The following is a 17,561-nucleotide window of genomic DNA, read 5'->3' as shown; positions in this document are numbered from 1 at the left end:
GTCCAGGCCGAAGAACGTGACGGCCCGGGCCGCCATGCCGCTCTGCGGCAGGTTGTGGCCGGCGCCCTGGATGCTGATGGCTTCGACGGGTGTCTGGTCGCCGGTGCCGCCGTAGCGGGTGCGGGTCCAGCCGGACTGCGGGGTGTCGGTGGAGTCGGGGGTCCGGCTCAGTCCGTGGACGTTGGTCCACTGGTCGATCTGCTCGGTGAAGTTCGGGTAGCGCAGGGTGTCGTCGTTGGTGCCGTGCCAGATCTGCATGCGGGGCCGTTCGCCGCTGTATCCGGGGTACGCGGCGCGCGCCAGGTCGCCCCACTGCTGCGGTGTCCGGTCGACGGTGCCGCCTGCGCAGGCGCTGTTCCAGCCGGAGCCGTCGTTGTTGGCGAAGCAGCTGTGGGGTACGCCGGCGAAGGCGGCGCCGGCTTGGAAGACGTCGGGGTAGTTGCCGAGGAGGACGTTGGTCATCATGGCGCCGGAGGAGGCGCCGGTGGCGTAGATCCGGTCGGGGTCGGCGTTGTGGTGTTGTTCGACGTGGCGGACCATGGAGCGGATGCCGACGGGGTCGCTGCCGCCGTCGCGTTCGAGGGCCTGGGCGGAGGAGACGTCGAAGCACTGGCCGCTGCGGGTGGCGGAGGGGTAGACGACGATGAATCCGTGGCGGTCGGCGAGGGAGGCGAACTCGGTGCCGGAGAAGAAGCCGGGTCCGGTGCCGGTGCAGTAGTGCACGGCGACGAGGACGGCCGGGTTCTCGGGGACGTTGTCCGGTACGTACAGGTGCATGCGCAGGTTGCTGGGGTTGTCGCCGAAGTTGGTGACCTCGGTCAGCTGCGCGGCCGGAGCTGCGGCCACGGGCGGGGCGACGGCCAGCAGCAGCGCCGAGGCCAGGGGTAACACGCACCCCAGCAGCGCGGTCAGCAGCGCTCGCGGCGAGCGCCCGGACCGCGCCGGGGCGACCGGTCTGTGCGGGGGGCCGTGCGGGGAACTGTGTGTCATCTGCCGTCCTTTCCGGACTGAACCGACTGCCGGCTGCCCGGGAATCGCGGCCGCGGCTCCCGCTGACGGGCGCGGACACGGCCACGCGGGTACGTGGCGGGCGGGGCCGGCGGTGTCCGACGGCCGCACGCGGCCGCCGGCGACGCTCACGGACGTACGACATGAGGCCGTGGACCGACGGTGTCACGAGTGTTTCCCCTGGTCATCAGACGTGCGTCGGGAGTACGGCGGTCCTGCCCCGACACCCGCGCGTCCGGCCCTCTACGGGGGTGCCCGGCCACGCCGGCACGGCGAAGGGCCCGCAGCGGACGTGTCCGCTGCGGGCCCGGAGTCCGGGGGCGGTCCCAGTCCGCCCCGGTCGCGCGGGTTCGGTCAGTTCGGGGCGTGGACCTGGTCGTTCATGCCCCAGTCCCGCGTGGCGCCCCGGACGTACATCCCGGACGGGCTGTTGCCCGAGAAGAACTGCTCGATGGAGCCCTCGAAGGGCGTGGTCGAGGCGTTGCGCCCGTACACGTCGGTGTAGACGGTCGTCGGACCGCTGTTGCTCACCGAGAACGTGCCCGGCCGGAACTGGCGCAGCGCACCGTCGAACGGCGAGCGCGGATCGTCCCACTGGATGTTCTGGCCCGCCTGGCGGACCTGGTCGCAGTACTGGCCGGGAAGGTTTTCCGAGTAGCAGAGATCGACCGAGCGGCCGAGCTTGTTCGGCTTGTTGGCGTCGAAGTACCGGCTCGGGTTGAGCACGTAGAACAGCGGCGCGATGTTGAACCGCAGCTGCGAGGTGCTCACCGTCACGTCGGCGAACCAGAATTCGTGTAGGTCATTGGCGTCGAACGGAATGTACGTGCCCGTCAGCGGCTCGTAGTGGGTCTTGCCCTCCTTGATCGCCTGTACGCAGCCCGAGTCGGTGAGAAGCCGGCCGAGCGACTTGGTGTCCGACGGCGAGTCCGCCGGGACGGCGGGGCCGACCTCCTTGAAGCCCTGGCCGAGACCGGGGCCCGGGCAGTCCGTGGCGCCGAAGCCACCCGGGCGCCCGAGCGGGACCAGAGCGGTGTAGCGGGCCTCGAAGGTCTGCCCGTTGGCGGTGCACTTGTTGTTGTAGATCAGCTCGTGCACGTTGTTGGTGAACGCGTCCGGCGAGTGGGTGCCCTGGTGGAACTTCAGCAGCACGTCACACGTCGCGATGACGTTGCCGGTGGTCGGGGGGAAAACGCTGGTGCCGTTGTCGCCCTCCCGCACCTGCACGTTGTTGACCGACAGGACCTTGTGCCCCACGTGGTCCTCGTGGCGGTGGCCGCCCTCGTGCCCGCTCTGGGACATCACCTCACTGGTGTAGCCGAAGGCCGGCCAGTCGGCCGTGGAGAACAGCTCGGAGTCGCGCGGGTTGTCGCCGTGCTCGTGGCCGAAGGTGCAGCCGCTCGCGTCCCTGGTCGGGTGCCAGGTCGGATAGACCTTGTCGTCGGGCCCGTACGTCCAGTACCGCGCGTGGATCTCCTTGGAGCACTCACCGCCCCGCGGGGTGTACCCGCTCGCGTTGTCCTCGACGATCAGGTCGTAGGCGCGGCTGGTGGGTGCGTCGGCGGGCGGCAACTCCTTGCCCCAGGCGGGGTTGTCGGCCGCCGCGCGGGTGGATGCGTCAGGGGTGTCGGCATGTGCGCTGAGAGTGGACGCCGCCAGACACGCGGCGGCCACGAGAGTCGTGGCGGCCCGGAGACGGGGCCGCCGATGACGATGTAAGTGCATGTGGGGGGTCCTCCAGAAGAAGGCGCAACCGGCGACCACCGGCGCATGCACAGCGATGCCATGTGCCCTGTGCCGCCGCCCACGCCGTGGATGGTCGCGGAAGACGCGCGAGGCCACGTTGCCGTCGCTGGGTGCCCTCGGGCCTCGCTACCCTGACCCCATTTTGCATTGATGTGTATACATCAAACTCTGACCCATGTGCAACCCATCGTGAGCAACCGTTATCCAAGAGTGACTGATTTTGTTCGGTTGGTCGAATGTTCGGTTGCTCGAATGCTTCCCGTGCTCCGGCGGCCGGCCCGGCACGCGCGTCGCGGGCTACGGCCGGCCGGGCGTGTGCGGTGAGACCGGGCGGTCGAGCAGGGTCTCCAGCACGATCGTCGCGCGGGTGCCGTTGACTCCGTCGATCGCGTGGATCCGGCGCAGCACGTCTTGCAGTTGCTCCGTGGTCGCGGTCCTGACCTTCACCAGTACCGAAGCGCTGCCGGCGACGACATGGGCCTCCAGGATCTCCGGGTGCGCGGCGAAGGCCGCCGCCGTGTCGCCCATCCAGGAGGTCGACTCGACCGTCACGAAGGCCAACAGCCCGGCCCCCACCTCGGCCGGGTCGACCTCCGCCGCGGTGCGCCGGATGACGGCGCGTTCCCGCAGCTTCCGGACGCGTTCGTGGGCCGCGCCGGCCGAGAGGCCCACGGTCCCGCCCAGTGCGGCGTACGACTGTGTGGCGTCCCGCTGGAGCTCCGCCAGCAGGGCGCGGTCGATGGCGTCCACTCATCTCCGTTCGGTCAACTCCCGTTCAGACCATACGACATATTGCTAGGGTCCGTGTGTGCCGTAACCCATTCGGCACCCCGGCCGGAAGGGACACCCATGACCAGCGAACGCCCCGTGCTGTACGAGAGCTTCGACGACCGGTTCCGCGCGGGGCGGTGCATGAACGGCGACGCCGGTCTCGAGGTCCTGTACACCGGCTGCCGCTGGGCCGAGGGGCCGCTCTACGTGCCGGCCTGGCGGCAGGTGATCTGGAGCGACATCCCCAACGACCGGATGCTGCGCTGGGACGAGGAGACCGGTGCCGTCAGCGTCTTCCGCCGTTCCGCGGGGCACACCAACGGCAACACGCTCGACCGCGAGGGCCGGCTCGTCACCTGCGAGCAGGGCAACCGCCGGGTGACGCGGACCGAGCACGACGGGACGGTCACGGTGCTGGCCGACCGTTGGCAGGGAAAGCGCCTGAACAGCCCGAACGACGCGGCGGTCAGGTCCGACGGCTCGATCTGGTTCTCCGACCCGGACTTCGGCATCACCAGCGACTACGAGGGCCATCGCGCGGAGAGTGAGATCGGCTCCAACAACGTCTACCGCGTCGACCCGTCGACCGGCGGGGTCCGCCTCGTCGCCGACGGCTTCGGTGCGCCGAACGGCCTGGTCTTCTCCGCGGACGAGCGGCGGCTGTTCGTCTCCGACACCGGGGCCGGCCGCATCCGCGTCTTCGACGTGCGGGACGACGGCACCCTGTCGGACGGCGAGGTGTTCGCCGAGACGGGGCCCCGCGCGGCGGCCCGTTTCGACAACATCCGCTTCGACGACGGCGGGCGGCTCTGGGTGGCGGCGATGGACGACGGAGTGCACTGCTACGACCCGGACGGCACGCTGATCGGCCGGCTGGAGATTCCGGAGGCCGCGGCCAACATCGCCTGGGGCGGCGCCAAGCGCAACCGCCTCTTCATCACCGCGGGGACGAGCCTCTACTCGGTGGTCATGGGCGTCACGGGCACCCATCCGGCAGGACCGGGGCGCAGGCCGGGGGCCGAACCGGCGCGATGACGCGCGATGCCGTGCGATGCCGCGCGATGGCAGCAGGGCTTCGGGGGAGGGGGCGCTTCGTGGTGCCGCGGTGACGCGCTCTGGCTGCGGGGTTCCGGTGCGGTGCCGCGGTGGCGTACGGCTGCGGGGTTTCGGTGCGGTGCCGCGGTGGCGTACGGCTGCGGGGGCTCGCCGTGAGGCTCCGGTCCGGTCGCACGGCGGCCGGCGGTGGCGCCTTCCGGGGGGCCGCCTTCGTCCCCGGGGCCGACCGCCGGGTCCGCTGTCCGGCGGAGAGGGTCCGGCCCGCCGGACGATGTTCCGCGGGGCGCGGCCTGCGAGCGTCGTCACCGAACGGGCCGGCCGTCGACCCACCGGAATCCAGGACCGCACATGCAGTCAGCCGCGCACACCACCGAAACCGCAGCCGCCACCCGCCCCCGGCACGTCCGCGCCACTCCGCCGGCCCGCCGGCCGGCACGGCTCCGCACGGTCGGCGGGCTCGCGGCGGCCGCAGCCGTCACGCCCTACCTGCTGATCAAGATCGTCTGGTCGTTCGGGCTCTTCCTGCCCACCGAGGAGATGGCCGGCGCCGACTGGCGTGCTGTCAACGCGGTCACCGCGCTGCTCGCCGCCGCCGGCATCGGACTGGCCATGGCGTTCTCCAGACCCTGGGGCGAACGTCTCCCCGCGTGGACGGTCGCCCTGCCCGTATGGGTGGGCACCGGTCTGCTCGTGCCCATGCTGCCGCTGGCCCCGGTGCTCGGCCCGGCCGCCGTGAACCGCGACCAGGAAGCGGGCTCCCCGGACTTCTGGGTCCACGAACAACTGCTCGTGATGATCTCGCTGGTCGGCGTCGGCATCGGGCTGCCGCTCGCGCTCGCCGGTTACGCCAGGGCCCGGTGGCCGGAGGCGCTGGGCGGCCCGCTCCCGTACGCCGAACCGCTCGGCGGAACCCGGGCGTTGCAGCGACCGCTGGCCGGACTGGTCGCGTCCGGCTGTGTCCTGCTCGGCTGCGTCAAGGCCTTCTGGGCCGCGGGCGGCACCGCCGGTCTCGACACGGCTGCGGTGGAACGCCGCGACCTGTGGTGGCACATGCTCGCGTCGAGTACGGCTGTCTGGGCCTTCGCCGGAGCCTGGGGCATCCTGGTGCTGGCCTACCGCCGCGGCTCCCGGGGATTCCTGCTGCCGATGGCGGTGACCTGGGTGGCGTCGGGCATGTTGTTCTCGTACAGCGTCTACGGCCTGCTCGACCTCACCGGCATGCAGCAGCCCTCCCCCGAACTTCCGGTCGCGGCGGCTCTCACCAGGGAGGGCGGTGCGGTCCTCGGCGTCACGATGGGGCTGACGCTGCTGCTCGTCCTGCACGACCGCCGGCGGGCGCTGCGCGGTCCGGGCTGACCGTGCGCTCCGGGCCCGAGGCTCTGACGGCGTGCCCCGGACCGCCGACGCGCCGGCCCATGGCGGCCGTGAACGCGTCCAGGCGGGGGTGCGGGCGGGTGAACTCGGTCTGAGCGGCTGACGGGAAGCGGGTCCGGCGCCCGGCGCGCGCCCTTCCGCCGGGATGCGCACGACACCGTGCGTCCCCCGCGTCCAGGCGAAGGCGCCCCGCGCTGCCGACGGCCCGAGGGCCCGGCGGCCCGGCGGCCCGGAAGACCGGGTGGTCGAGGTCGAGGAACCTCGGCGCCGGGGGGACTGACGGCCCCGCCCCGTTCTTCTGCCCGCCACCCGCCTCGCCCCTGTCCCACAGGTACCCGTCGGCGCGGGTCCGACGGCACCGCGGCTCAGCCTTCCCCGGCCGGACCGCCCCGCTCCTGCTCGGCCAGGATCACCCTGACCGACGCGACGCCGGCCCCCGCGACCACGGCCACCGCCGAGGCACGCTCCGCGGTGACCGTGCCGAACAGCACCAGGGCACAGAGCACCCCGACGCAGAGCGCCACGACAGCGGCGAGCGGCTTGCGGAAACGTCCTGTTCGGCGAGCCAGGCACAGTTCGGGTGGGCTCGCGTCGCCGTCCGCACGACCATGGTCCATGGAGACGGAATCCTCTCGTGGGATGTCGGCTTCACCAACCGGGCGGCCTCCTGCGACAGCAGGGGGCCGTCGCTTGTGCGGCGACAACCCGCTGGGCCGTACGAGTGAACGTGGCCTCCATGGAATACCTGAATGCCCCGTCCGGCAAACCCACGCGCCCCACCTTACGCCGAATGGTGGGCGCCTGTGCCCGGCCTGTGGAAAACCCGTCTGTGACCAGCGCCGCAGCGCGGTACGACCGTCTCTTTCCACGTGGACAGGACGGTCATGACGGCGCGCGGCGTACCCCCTGCGGTACATGGGTTGCCGCTTGCCCGGCGGCACTTCACCGGCCACGCGCTACGGAAAAGCACGCGCCGCCGCCGAATCGATAAACGGCATTCCTTTTGGTGCAGCGCCACCGCAGATTCCGCACCGCCCGGGCGGCCGGCCGCCATTTCACCGTGGGTGCGGATCACCGTGGGCACGGAGCACCGTGGGCACGGAGCACCGTGGGTACGGACAACGGCGATGGCGCAGCGCGTTGTTGCGATCCGCTGGCGCGGCGTGCGGTGGCCGCCGGGGATCCCCGCAGGCCGGAGCGGGTCCAAGCTTCCTTCCAGGTTTCCACAGGACCGGCCGTGCACCTTGGGAACCGTTCACGGCGGCGAAACGGGCCGCCACCCTTCTGCCAGGAGGCGTTGTACACATGAAGCGTCTGTTCAAGAGTGCGGCCGTTATCATCGCCACCGTCGGAGCGACCCTTTCCACCACCGCGGCGCAAGCGTCCGCGGCCCCCACCGCCGAAACGGTTTCGGCCGTGTCCCACGAGAACGTCACGCGGCAATTCGCGGACATTCCGACGCCCGCGGTCCTCTACTCCAGATATTCGACCCTGTCCCAGTGCATCAGCGTGGGTTCCAAGGGTGAATTCCACGGCCGTTGGCTGAGCTGGAGCTGCTACGACAACAGGCCCCTCGATGTGCAGCTCTGGGTGGTCTACAGCTGATCCGCCGGGCGGCACCGGACCGGCCGGCCGGAACGCGGCGGTGCACCACTGCCGCCACCGCCCGGCTCGCGCCCTGACGAAGACACGGGGGGCACGGAAACGCCACGGAATCCGGCCGGAGGGATACGCCCTCTCCGGCCGGATTCGCGTTTCCCGCGCCCGTTCAGCAGCGGTGCGGCGTCAAAGGGGCAGCAGGGGAAACCCGAACAGCCAGGTACCGAGGTGGTAGAACGCCCACAGCCCGTTGACGGCGATACAGGCCACCGCCAAGGAGCGGTGCGGTGCGGGCGGGTCTGCCGCGCGGGCACGGCGTGCACCGACCACGAGGCCGAACAGAACGGGTACGTACATCGGGCCGTAGCCGAGCACGTAGACACCGACGACGGCCTGCTGCGTGGGCGCGAGAGTGACGATGTTCGCGATCGCGAGCATTCCGGCGATGTAACCGGCACCGGCGGCGACCAGCCCCGCCCACAGGACTCCGGGGCCGGCCGTGCTCGGTGCCGCCGGCGGGCCGGCGGGAGATCCGGAAGGTAGCCGAACGGGAGCGTGCGCCGGTTCGTCCCCCTGCGCCGGTTCGTCCCTCCGCACCGGTTCGGGAGCAGGAACCGAAGCGGGAGCAGGAACCGGTTCGGGAGGACGAACCGGAGCGGGAGGATGAACCGGCGGATCGGGAAACCGGGGTTGCCGTCCGGAGGTCGGTGCATCGGCGGCTCGCGGACGCTGTGTGCCGGGCGGCGTACCGGGAACCGGCGGTGATCGCCGTCCGGTGGGCGGCCGGTCCGGTCCGGTGGCCCGCAGAGCCTCGAGAACGAGGGACCGCATCTGCCGGGCTGTGGCCGGTCTGTCCGCCGGATCCTTCCTCAGCGCGCCGGAGAGCAGGCTCTGTACCGCTTCGGGGACGACGACGCCCAGGTCGGACAGGAGAGGGGGCTCCGTGTGGACGTGGTGGTACAACAAGGCGGCCTCGGTTCCCGCCGGGAAGGGGCGCCTTCCGCACAGAAGCTCGAACAGGAGAACACCGGTCGAGTAGAGATCGCTGCGATGGTCCAGTGCTTTGCCCTGTGCCTGCTCGGGTGACACATAGCGGGCCGTGCCCACGATCGTTCCGGCCCGGGTGATCGGCGCGGTCTCTGCTGCCACGGCTCTGACCAGGCCGAAGTCCAGGATCTTCACCGCACCGGCCTCGGTCACCATGACATTGGCCGGCTTGATGTCCCGGTGGACGAGTCCCGCGTCGTGGCTTGCGCCCAGACCGTCCAGGACGTCCGCGGTGATCCGCAGGGCTTGGTCCACGGGAAGCGCGCCGGCGGAAAGCAGTTCGCTCAGGGGACGGCCGTCGACGAACTCCGTCACCAGATACGGAGCGGGCTCACCGTCGGGGACCGGTTCCTCCCCGATGTCGTGGATCGCGATCACGTTCCGGTGGTTGAGTGCCGCCACGGCCCGGGCCTCCTGCCGGAACCTCGTGCGGAAGTCGTCACCGGCGGCCGTGCGGTCCATGATCTTCACCGCGACCCGGCGGCCCAACGCGGTGTCCGTGGCCTGGTACACCGTGGCCATGCCGCCACGGCCGACAGCCCGGATCAACTGGTAGCGGCCCGCACCGACCGACGCCGGCCCCTCGCCCTGAGCCACGTGCCCTCCCCGTCCAGTGCCGTATCCCGGTACCGACGATGGCAGAAGACCGCGGACACCGGCTCGGAACAGCCGGGCCCGTGCCGAAGGGGACGCCCGGAAACCCGGGCCGCGCCCCGGCCGGATTCGTGTTCCACCGGTGCGGGGTGCCGCCCGGAAGCCGGTTCCCGAAAGTGGCCGAAGGCACTTCTGCCGTACCATCTGCCGTGCTGCACGCGGCAACAGGTCCTGACGGGAGGCCCGTCCCAGCCCATGGCCAGCCCATCCACGCCGCCCGGGGACCCCGCAGGCCCGGGCGCCGCCACGACCACGCCGGACACCGGGGAATCCCCCGACGCGGACGGCCCCCGAGAGCCGGGCTCCGGACGTTCCTCCGAGGAGAGCCGGCGAAAGCTCCGGTACGGTACGGCCGCCGTGCTGGCGCTGGCCGGGACCGGGCAGTTGCTTTCGGCCAACCTCTTCGTGACGAACGCCTGGCTGCGCATGGCGCTCACCGTCGGCGCCGTCTGCGCGGCCGTCGGCGTCGTCCAGCTGCTCCCGAAGTCCTGGCACAACCGGATGGGCGCCCTCACCGTCACCTTCGCCACCGTGGCGGGGATCGTGCCGCTCTTCCTGGTCGAGCCGGGAGAAGACGCTCCGGAGACGGTCGACCCCGTGGCTCTTTCCGCGCTCGTGGAGCGGGGCCCGTTCGACCAGAGGCTGCCCTATCCGCTGGTGCCGGAGGGCTTGGCTCCGGCGAACTCCGGGAACGCCTCGGGCCCGGCCAAGCTGACGTCCGTACAGCTGAAGTTGGGCATTGACGACGAGGTCGGCGTCTTCCTCCCGGGCGACAACGGCGAGGAGACCTTCCAGAGCTTCGCCTTTCTGGAGATCTACCAGAAGGAGGAAGACGCGAAGCGGCGCGGGAAGAAGCACATCAAGGACCTCTCCGCGTGGCATACGCCGCTGGAGCGCAATCCGGACGTCGGCAGCTACTGCTTCCAGGGCAGAGCCGCCGAAGAGGCCACGGCCGCGTACTGGGAGTGCGCGGGGGTGCGCGGAGGCGTCTTCGCCTCGGTGACCCTGACACCGGGGGACAACGCGCATCTGGGCATGGCCCGGGACACCGTCTCGGCGCTGCTCAACTACGCGGACAGCATGGCCGAGAAGGCCACTCCCTCGCGGTGACGCGGCAGTCGGCGGGAGGTCCGGCCGCCCCGGACGCCTCCTACCGGGACGTCGGGGAGCCGTCCTCACCCCGGCCGGAGTCCGGTCCGGGGCGGTTGTCGGCACGTTCCTCGGCGCGTCCCTCGGCACGTGCTTCGGCGCCCGTCTCCAGATAGCCCGGATCGTCACCGGACGCCCGGCCGACGACCGTCTCGTTGGGTGTCGTCCCTGTCGAGCTGTGCTGGTCCGCAGTGCCGCTCTCCGGCCTGCCGCCCGTGTCCTCCGGCCGGCCGGAATGGACCTCGGCGGTACCGCGGGACGTGGGGGACGGCTCGACCGCCCCACCCAGGCGTTCGCGGAGCCGCGACCACAAAGACATAGTGACTCCCGACGAGGAGGGGAATACCGACGCCACCGGGTACCCCTCCGTGCCGCCGTCATGCACCCCGCGTCGCCCGGGCCCGCCCCGGCCCCGACATCCCGGCCCGGCCCGCCCCGGCCTCGACATCGCCCCGGTCCGCCCCCGGCCCCGGCGTCCCGGCCCCGGCGTCCCGGCCCCGACGTCCCGGGGCACGAAGAAGCCGTCACACGCGGGGCCATAGCACGAAGGAGCCGTCAGACGCCGGAGCCATAGCACGAAGGAGCCGTCACACGCCGGACCGCGGTCGCGCCTACGGCGTAGCGGGCTGCCGGACGGCTCCGGCCGGGGGGTGCCACGTGGCCGCCCCCCGCCGGTTCACAGCGGGCCGGGCGGCGGTCGTCGGGCGGTCGTCGGGCGGTCGGTCGCCACGGGAGCGGGCGAGGCGCCGGCCGGGCGGAGCATCTGCCCGGCGGCCAGCCGGCGGTAGAGGGGGCTGGTGGCGAGCAGTTGCTCGTGACGCCCGCAGGCGGCGGTGCGGCCGTTCTCGAGTACGACGATCCGGTCGGCGTGCTGGACGGTGGAGAGCCGGTGGGCGATGACCAGCACGGCGCATTCCCCGGCGACGTCCCGCATGACGGTGGTGAGCGCGGTTTCGTTGACGCTGTCGAGGTGGGAGGTCGGCTCGTCCAGCAGGAGCAGCGTGGGACGGGCGAGCAGGGCGCGGGCCAGTGCCACGCGCTGGCGTTCACCGGCCGAGAGGGTCCCGCCGCGCTCGCCGAGCATGCCCGACAGGCCGCCCGGCAGTCTCCGTACGACTTCTTCCAGTTGTGCGAGTTCGACCACGCGCCGCACCTCGGTGTCGGTGGCGTCGGGTGCGGCGTAGCGGATGTTGTCGCGCAGCGTGCCGTGGAGGAGGTGGGCGGACTGGTCGACGACGGCGAGACGTTCGCGGCATGCGGCGCGGCTCAGTTCACCGGCGGGCCGCCCGTCGAACAGCAGGGTTCCGGAGTCGGGTTCGTAGAACCTGGCGGCCAGGGCGAAGACCGTGCTCTTGCCCGCTCCCGACCGGCCGACCAGGGCCGTCTGGCGCCGGTGGGGGACGGTGAAGGAGACGCTGTGCAGGACCGGCCGGTCCGGCGTGTAGCCGAAGCCGACGTCTCGCAGGGTGAGCGCGGCCCCCTCGTGGCGGCCGGTGCCCGCGGCCGGCGCGCGCGTACGCGTACGGGCCCGGGGCTGCGGCTGTGCCCGGGCGGTCCCGGTCCCGGCTGCCGGTGTTCGCAGCGCCGGCGTGCGCACGGTCGGTGTTCGCGGTGCCGGCGGTCTGGCTGCCGGTGTTCGGGGTGCCGGCGGCCCGGCTGTCGGCGGCCGGGCCGGTGAGGGCTCCGCCGGCAGGGACAGCGCGTGCTCGATGCGCTGGTAGGCGCCCATGCCGCGCTGGATGAGCCCGACCGCGCGGAAGACCGACGACAGCGGCAGCACGAGGTAGGAGGCGTACAGCAGGAACGCCACCAGGTCGCCGAGCGAGTGGGACTGGCCGTTCACGCGCAGCCCGCCGATGACGAGGACGATCAGGAAGGACCCCTGGACGGCCAGTTCGACCGCCGGGCTCATCACGGAGGCGAGCTTCGCGGTGCGTACGCCCGCGGCGTGGGCCTCCTCGACGCGTTCCCCGATGCGCGCCGCTTCACGGTCCTCGGCGCGGTGGACCCGGACCATGGGCAGGGCGCCGAGGGCGCGCTCCAGGTCGGCGGCGATCGCGCCGACGGACGTCTGCATGCGTTCGGAGGCGGCGCGGATACCCCTGAGCAGCGAGGTGACGACCGCCGCGGAGACAGCCACCGTCAGGGCGACCAGGAGCAGCAGCAACGGGTCGATCCAGAGCATCAGGACGACCGCGCCCACGGCGACGAGCGCTCCGGTCACCAGATCGACGAGCGCCTGCGACACGACCTCTCTGAGCAGGGTGGTGTCGGCCGTGACCCGCGAGACCAGGTCGCCGCCGCGGTGCCGGTCGTACTCCCGCATCTCCAGCCGCAGCAGTCGCGCCACCAGGCTGTGACGCAGCCCCCGTACGACGCCCTCGCCCATCCGCTCCAGAACGAAACGCCCCACCGCCCCGGTCGCCGCTTCGGTGACGAACAGCACCGCCAGGAGCAGCAGCAGCGGCGACAGCACCTCCCCGCGTCCGCCGGCGTCCACGACGTTCTTGGCGACGAGCGGCTGCGCCAGGCCGAGCGCGGAGCCGGCCAGCGTCAGCAGGGTGGCCACGACGACGGAGGCCCGGTGCCCGGTGGTGAGCCGGTACATGGTGGCGACCGCGGCCCGCGTGGAGCGGTCACCGCCCGGCGGTGCCTCCTCGTGCTCCACGACGGGACTGCCGCTCATCGGGCCGGCGGCCGGCCCGCGGGGGCGATGGTGATCAGACGGGTGAAGCAGCCGTCGGGCACCCCTTCGCCGACCGGGCGTCCGTCGGCCTCGATCCAGGCGTGCGCGGTGAAGGGCGGTACGACGCGCACCCCGGTGCACCACGTCGGCCAGGTGCCGCCGAGTCTGCACAGCAGCGCGGCGCCCAGGGAGCGGGGCAGGCAGCCCTTCGGGCCCAGACAGCGCAGGCTCACCGCGCACATGGCCTCCCGCGCGGCCCTGGCCTGCGTGGTGCCGGCCGGGCGGGCTCCGCGGCGTACGACGTCGAGTACGGCACGGATCCGGCGGGGCGGGAGGAGCGAGAGCGCGACGGCGGGGAGCAGGACGGCCCGTGCGGCAGCGCGCCGCGCCAGGGGGACGCCGCTCACCCGGTCCAGGGCGCTCGGCGTCGTCATTCGGCCAGCCCGGACGCGCGCAGTTCCCGTACGAGGGTCTCGACGTCGCGGGCCGCCCGGACCGGATCGACGTCGAAGGCGCTGGTGAGCGCGGCGGCGGCGTCGGCCTCGTCACCGCCCGCCATCAGCGTGCCGACCACCAGGGTGGCGGTGGGATTCAGCTCCCAGTACGCCCCGGCGCGCTCGTCCAGCAGGACGGTGCCGTAGTCGGTCCGTGCCGTGGACACATCGGTGCCGAACTTCAATGCCATGGGTGTGCCTTCCTGCTCTGCGGGGGCGGTTGTCGTCAAGGGGACGCGGCGGGCGCCCTCGGCTCGCCGGCCCGGTCGAGACCGCGCAGCCACACCTCGGCGGCGATGGTCGAGTAGAGGACGGCGTCGGCCAGTTCGGGCGTGGCCGGCCGCTGGGCGAGCCGTCGCAGAGCGTGTCCGTCGACCAGCCCGAGCTGTTCCAGCCGGGAGTCCTCCCACAGGGCCAGCAGGTCGGCGCGGTGCTCGCGCAGTCCGTCGGCGGCGTCCATGGCGGCGCTGGCCTTGTCGGTGCGCCGCAGGCACGCGTCGGGCACGATCCCGCGCATGGCGGCCGTGAGGACCGGTTTGTACCGCCAGGGCGTGACGCGCTCGCCCGGGCGGACGGCGAGGCATGCCTCGATCACCCGGTCGTCGAGAAAGGGCGAGGCCATCGGCACACCGGAACGGGCGGCCATCCGGTCCCACTGGCGGACGATGCGGGTGCAGGAAAGGATCTGTTCGAGGTCGGTGTGCAGGCCGCGGTCGGGGTGCAGCGGGGCCGCGTGCGCGGCGGCTTCGCGCAGCGACCCGCGGACCAGCCGTTCGGCGTCGGGGGTGACCCAGTCGAAGAGCCGAGGGGGCATGCCCCAGCCGAGGCTGGTCCCGACGGTGGCGGGCAGCGGGTCCCGCAGGCGGCGGCCGGAGTCGGCCAGCCACTCCCCGTACGGCCGGGAGTCGGCCAGTGCGCGTACCGTGCCGCCGAGCGGCCACTGCCACAGGGCCCGGAACCCGCGCAACTGCCGCAGGGCGAGCAGCGGGCGGGTCCGCGCGAGGCGGTGGTAGTACGCCTCCGAGCACCAGGTCACGTGGTCGCCGCCGATGCCGGTCAGATGCAGTCGGCTGCCCCTGTCCGCCAGCCCGGGCAGGTGGTGCAGGACCCGTGAGCGGTCCATGACGCCGATGGTCGGCTCGTCCAGCAGGTCGTCGATGCCGAGCAGGCCGGTGTAGACCAGCGGAGAGGCATCGGCGTCCCAGACGACGTGCTCGACGTCCGGCATGGACCGGGCCGCTTGTCCGGCCCAGTACAGATCGGTGTCGGCGGGGTCGCGGCCCGGCCAGGTGCCGGCGATCACCCGGGCCGGGGAGCGGTCGGCGAGGAAGCAGACGGATGTGGAGTCCAGTCCGCCGGACAAGTCGCAGCTGACCACGCCGCCCTGCCGGGTACGGGCACCGACCGCTGTGGACAGGGCCTCGCGGACCAGCGGCGCGGCCTCGTCGAGCGTACGGTCCGGCTCGGGCGGGGCCCACCACTGCGAGTGGCGCACGGTGCGGCCGTCCGCCGCGACGTACAGCGCGTCCCGGGCGGCAACGGAGGTGATCCCCCGCCACATGGGCGTGTCGGCGAGCGGATGGGGCAGCGGCCACAGCAGCCGGAGGGCCAGCTGCTCCTCGTCCGGGGCGGCGCCGAGCGCGGCGGCGAGGACGTCGGCGCGGGTGGCGGCCACGCGGACTCCGGCGACCGGGGCGTGGAAGACCAGCCGGAGACCGGACGCGGTGCCCTGCACCCTGAGCCGTCCGTCGAGGGTGGCGACGAGGTGGAAGCTGCCGGGCAGGGAGCGGGCGAGGGCGTCCAGCGCGGAGAGATCGCGCAGCCGCCGGGCATGACCTTCGAGCTGCGTGGCGTCGACCGGGCAGCAGCCGACGACGGCGAGAGCCGTGTGCCCGACGCGCGCGGTGACGATCTCCTGGTCGTGCCACTGCCCGACCAGCCAGGGCCGGCCGGAGGCGTGCCTCAGGATCCGTGTTCCGGTGAGGGCGGGGGAGCGGGCCACGGCGGCTGCGTCCTCACGGTCGCTGAAGACCGCGAAGTGCGCGTCACCGGGGCCCGGCCCCGCACTCTCGTGCGACTCGTTCATGACGTCCGGTCGGAACCGCGGGACGTCAGTTCTTGCTCAGGATCAGCCGGTCGTTGCCGGAGCGCTGCAGGAACCCGGTCTTCTTCCGGAACGTCCCGAGCCGGGCGAGCGTCGGCGCTTCGTAGGCCTTCTTCATGGCTGCCTTCATGGCTGCTTCTCCTCACACGCAGGTGACACGGCGGCCTCCCTGGCCGGCGGCGCACCGGACGCGGTCCACTGCCGCCCTGCCCAGGCGCTCATCGGGGGCCCTGAGCGGGAAGACGGGTGCAGCAACAGCTATCTGCACGAGCGGCCGCCGTGACAAGGCACCGAGAGAAAGAGTGATCATCATGGGAGTGTGAACGCGGTCGGGCTGCTGCGGCGCCGACAGCGGCCGGGTGAAGAGCCGAAGCGGGCGGAGGTGAACCGGCGCGGGACTGGAGAAACGTTACGACCTGCCTGTTGCCGGCGGGCGACCGACGGGACGGCGAAGGCGCGCACCCGGAAACCGGACGGAGCCGCCGGGCGCACTCGGCTCGGCGTCGCGCTTCCTTTCGAACCGCCCTGACCGGAGGGCGGGGGCGATCGGCGGACCCCACGGCACGGCGAACGCGGTCGCGGCTACCCGTGCCACGACTTTCCGGGCGGCCGGTGCCGAAGGTGTGCGGCGTGTGCCGTGCGTCGTAGCAGTACGTCGTGTGCAGTGCCGTGAGCAGTGCGCTGTGAGCCGTGCGCCGTGTGCCGTGCGGCGAGCGGACGCGGGCTGCACGGCGCGGGCAGACCCGGGCTGCCGCGCGTGCAGGAACGTTCGCGTGCCGGAATAAGGCCCGTCTCCCGGTACTTGACTCGCTCCGAGGGCACGCCCGCACGCTGCGGCTGCCCGAACACGCATGCTGCCAAGGGAGCACCCATGTCCGCCACATCCCGGTCCGCGTCCGCATCCGGCCCTGTCTCCTCGTCCACGTCCACGTCCACAGCCGTATCCGCGTCCGTGTCCGCATCCCGAACCCCGTCGCCTTCCCCTTCCTCTTCCCTCTCCCCTTCTCCGTCCTCCTCCGCCTCTTCACCGCTGCTGCTGGTGCACGGCTTCTGGCACGGTTCGTGGTGCTGGAGCGAAGTCGTCGTCCATGCGGCAGCCGCCGGGCGTGCGGCCGTCGCCGTGGACATGGCGGGGCACGGGTTACGGGCCCGCCGTCCCCGCTGGTTCACCCGGCATCCGTACGACCCGGAGGCTGTCGTCACGGAGGTCTCGCCGGTGGCGGACATCGGCCTCGACGACGCCGCCGAGCTGCTGACGTCGCAGATCGAACGGATCGGCGGCGGCCGCCCGCTCACGGTCGTCGCCCACAGCGCGGCCGGGCCGGTGCTGACGCGGGTGGCCCAGCGGACGCCGGAGCTGGTCGCGCACGCCGTATACCTGGCCGCGTACATGCCGGCGTCCGAGGTGCCGGTCATGGCCTACTCGCGGACGCCCGAGGCCGAGGGTGACCGTGTCGCACCGCTCCTACGGGGCAAAGCGTCCCGGACGGGCGCGCTCCGACTGGACTTCGCCACGAACGACGCCGTATACCGGCAAGGTCTCCGCGAGGCGTTCTACGGTGACGTGGACCCGGTTCTCGCCGAGGCCGCGATGGGCCTGCTCACGCCCGACAGCCCGGTCGGCATCATGCTCGGCAGCACCACCCTGACGCGGGACGGCTGGGGATCGGTGCCGCGCACGTTTGTCGTCTGCGCCAATGACATGGCCCTCCAGCCGGCCCTGCAGAGAAGGTTCATCGCCGAGGCCGACGCGGCGTTCCCGGACAACCCGACGTCTGTTGTCACGCTGGACGCCTCCCACTCGCCGTTCCTGTCCATGCCGGGCGAGGTGGCCCGCGTCCTCACGAGCCCGAGCTGACGCGCACCGGGGTCC

At 72.5% G+C, this 17,561-nt stretch carries 16 protein-coding genes; 5 read left to right on the top strand and 11 right to left on the bottom strand.

The window, feature by feature from the left end:
- The 3 genes from GCU69_RS14130 to GCU69_RS14120 form a co-directional block, all read right to left on the bottom strand.
- Positions 1 to 990, bottom strand: a 990-nt coding sequence (locus tag GCU69_RS14130) for an extracellular catalytic domain type 1 short-chain-length polyhydroxyalkanoate depolymerase (RefSeq protein WP_156206258.1), incomplete at its 3' end; no start/stop codon positions are given.
- A gap of 372 nt (positions 991 to 1,362) precedes the next feature.
- Positions 1,363 to 2,733, bottom strand: a complete 1,371-nt coding sequence (locus GCU69_RS14125; RefSeq protein WP_156206257.1) for a hypothetical protein — start codon at positions 2,731 to 2,733, stop codon at positions 1,363 to 1,365.
- Positions 2,734 to 3,051: 318 nt separating this feature from the next.
- Positions 3,052 to 3,504: an Lrp/AsnC family transcriptional regulator gene (locus GCU69_RS14120; protein WP_098754067.1), complete on the bottom strand. Its 453-nt coding sequence runs from the start codon at positions 3,502 to 3,504 to the stop codon at positions 3,052 to 3,054.
- A 99-nt stretch (positions 3,505 to 3,603) separates the two neighbouring features.
- Here GCU69_RS14120 and GCU69_RS14115 point away from each other — a divergent pair, with 99 nt between their 5' ends.
- A complete protein-coding gene (locus GCU69_RS14115) occupies positions 3,604 to 4,560 on the top strand; it encodes an SMP-30/gluconolactonase/LRE family protein (protein WP_098754068.1) in 957 nt (318 codons plus the stop codon).
- Between the two features lie 369 nt (positions 4,561 to 4,929).
- The gene (locus tag GCU69_RS14110) at positions 4,930 to 5,937 is read left to right on the top strand and encodes a hypothetical protein (RefSeq protein WP_218037923.1); all 1,008 of its coding nucleotides are present in this window, start codon (positions 4,930 to 4,932) and stop codon (positions 5,935 to 5,937) included.
- Between the two features lie 383 nt (positions 5,938 to 6,320).
- On the opposite strand, the gene GCU69_RS14105 is transcribed toward GCU69_RS14110, so the two are convergent.
- Positions 6,321 to 6,572 carry a hypothetical protein gene (locus GCU69_RS14105; protein ID WP_143671216.1) on the bottom strand — a complete coding sequence of 84 codons (252 nt, stop codon included), beginning with the start codon at positions 6,570 to 6,572 and terminating at the stop codon, positions 6,321 to 6,323.
- Between the two features lie 688 nt (positions 6,573 to 7,260).
- Here GCU69_RS14105 and GCU69_RS14100 point away from each other — a divergent pair.
- Positions 7,261 to 7,560, top strand: coding sequence for a hypothetical protein (locus GCU69_RS14100; RefSeq protein ID WP_098754069.1), 300 nt, complete (start codon positions 7,261 to 7,263; stop codon positions 7,558 to 7,560).
- Between the two features lie 180 nt (positions 7,561 to 7,740).
- Here the strand turns inward: GCU69_RS14100 and GCU69_RS32650 are convergent, their stop codons facing one another.
- On the bottom strand, positions 7,741 to 9,198 hold the full coding sequence (locus tag GCU69_RS32650; protein WP_170315849.1) for a protein kinase domain-containing protein: 1,458 nt from the start codon (positions 9,196 to 9,198) through the stop codon (positions 7,741 to 7,743).
- A gap of 252 nt (positions 9,199 to 9,450) precedes the next feature.
- Here GCU69_RS32650 and GCU69_RS32645 point away from each other — a divergent pair, with 252 nt between their 5' ends.
- Positions 9,451 to 10,365 carry a hypothetical protein gene (locus tag GCU69_RS32645; protein WP_170315848.1) on the top strand — a complete coding sequence of 305 codons (915 nt, stop codon included), beginning with the start codon at positions 9,451 to 9,453 and terminating at the stop codon, positions 10,363 to 10,365.
- Between the two features lie 40 nt (positions 10,366 to 10,405).
- On the opposite strand, the gene GCU69_RS14090 is transcribed toward GCU69_RS32645, so the two are convergent.
- From GCU69_RS14090 to GCU69_RS14065, 6 genes are all read right to left on the bottom strand, one after another.
- Positions 10,406 to 10,723: a hypothetical protein gene (locus GCU69_RS14090; protein ID WP_143671217.1), complete on the bottom strand. Its 318-nt coding sequence runs from the start codon at positions 10,721 to 10,723 to the stop codon at positions 10,406 to 10,408.
- A 357-nt stretch (positions 10,724 to 11,080) separates the two neighbouring features.
- Positions 11,081 to 13,090, bottom strand: coding sequence for an ABC transporter ATP-binding protein (locus tag GCU69_RS14085; RefSeq protein ID WP_156206255.1), 2,010 nt, complete (start codon positions 13,088 to 13,090; stop codon positions 11,081 to 11,083).
- A complete protein-coding gene (locus GCU69_RS14080; RefSeq protein ID WP_098754074.1) occupies positions 13,087 to 13,524 on the bottom strand; it encodes a lasso peptide biosynthesis B2 protein in 438 nt (145 codons plus the stop codon). Before GCU69_RS14080 ends, GCU69_RS14085 begins: the two co-directional genes overlap by 4 nt.
- The gene (locus GCU69_RS14075; protein WP_156206254.1) at positions 13,521 to 13,775 is read right to left on the bottom strand and encodes a lasso peptide biosynthesis PqqD family chaperone; all 255 of its coding nucleotides are present in this window, start codon (positions 13,773 to 13,775) and stop codon (positions 13,521 to 13,523) included. Before GCU69_RS14075 ends, GCU69_RS14080 begins: the two co-directional genes overlap by 4 nt.
- Before the next feature lie 35 nt (positions 13,776 to 13,810).
- Positions 13,811 to 15,670 (bottom strand): lasso peptide isopeptide bond-forming cyclase, encoded by a 1,860-nt coding sequence (locus GCU69_RS14070; protein ID WP_156206253.1) that lies wholly within the window; start codon positions 15,668 to 15,670, stop codon positions 13,811 to 13,813.
- Positions 15,671 to 15,695: 25 nt separating this feature from the next.
- The gene (locus GCU69_RS14065; protein ID WP_235978467.1) at positions 15,696 to 15,818 is read right to left on the bottom strand and encodes a keywimysin-related RiPP; all 123 of its coding nucleotides are present in this window, start codon (positions 15,816 to 15,818) and stop codon (positions 15,696 to 15,698) included.
- An 822-nt stretch (positions 15,819 to 16,640) separates the two neighbouring features.
- Between GCU69_RS14065 and GCU69_RS14060 the strand changes: the two genes are divergently transcribed.
- Positions 16,641 to 17,546, top strand: a complete 906-nt coding sequence (locus tag GCU69_RS14060) for an alpha/beta fold hydrolase (RefSeq protein WP_235978466.1) — start codon at positions 16,641 to 16,643, stop codon at positions 17,544 to 17,546.
- Positions 17,547 to 17,561: the final 15 nt, after the last annotated feature.

The sequence above is a fragment of the Streptomyces lycii genome (genome assembly GCF_009735685.1).
Classification (GTDB): domain Bacteria; phylum Actinomycetota; class Actinomycetes; order Streptomycetales; family Streptomycetaceae; genus Streptomyces; species Streptomyces lycii.
This window is presented reverse-complemented; position numbering and strand designations above follow the sequence as displayed.

Bases quoted from the DNA above. Each gene is read 5' to 3' on its own strand.
- GCU69_RS14080 (WP_098754074.1), bottom strand. From the start codon at position 13,524: ATGACGACGCCGAGCGCCCTGGACCGGGTGAGCGGCGTCCCCCTGGCG.
- GCU69_RS14125 (WP_156206257.1), bottom strand. From the start codon at position 2,733: ATGCACTTACATCGTCATCGGCGGCCCCGTCTCCGGGCCGCCACGACT.
- GCU69_RS14090 (WP_143671217.1), bottom strand. From the start codon at position 10,723: ATGTCTTTGTGGTCGCGGCTCCGCGAACGCCTGGGTGGGGCGGTCGAG.
- GCU69_RS14110 (WP_218037923.1), top strand. From the start codon at position 4,930: ATGCAGTCAGCCGCGCACACCACCGAAACCGCAGCCGCCACCCGCCCC.
- GCU69_RS14085 (WP_156206255.1), bottom strand. From the start codon at position 13,090: ATGAGCGGCAGTCCCGTCGTGGAGCACGAGGAGGCACCGCCGGGCGGT.
- GCU69_RS14115 (WP_098754068.1), top strand. From the start codon at position 3,604: ATGACCAGCGAACGCCCCGTGCTGTACGAGAGCTTCGACGACCGGTTC.
- GCU69_RS14070 (WP_156206253.1), bottom strand. From the start codon at position 15,670: ATGAACGAGTCGCACGAGAGTGCGGGGCCGGGCCCCGGTGACGCGCAC.
- GCU69_RS14065 (WP_235978467.1), bottom strand. From the start codon at position 15,818: ATGAAGGCAGCCATGAAGAAGGCCTACGAAGCGCCGACGCTCGCCCGG.
- GCU69_RS32645 (WP_170315848.1), top strand. From the start codon at position 9,451: ATGGCCAGCCCATCCACGCCGCCCGGGGACCCCGCAGGCCCGGGCGCC.
- GCU69_RS14075 (WP_156206254.1), bottom strand. From the start codon at position 13,775: ATGGCATTGAAGTTCGGCACCGATGTGTCCACGGCACGGACCGACTAC.
- GCU69_RS14105 (WP_143671216.1), bottom strand. From the start codon at position 6,572: ATGGACCATGGTCGTGCGGACGGCGACGCGAGCCCACCCGAACTGTGC.
- GCU69_RS14100 (WP_098754069.1), top strand. From the start codon at position 7,261: ATGAAGCGTCTGTTCAAGAGTGCGGCCGTTATCATCGCCACCGTCGGA.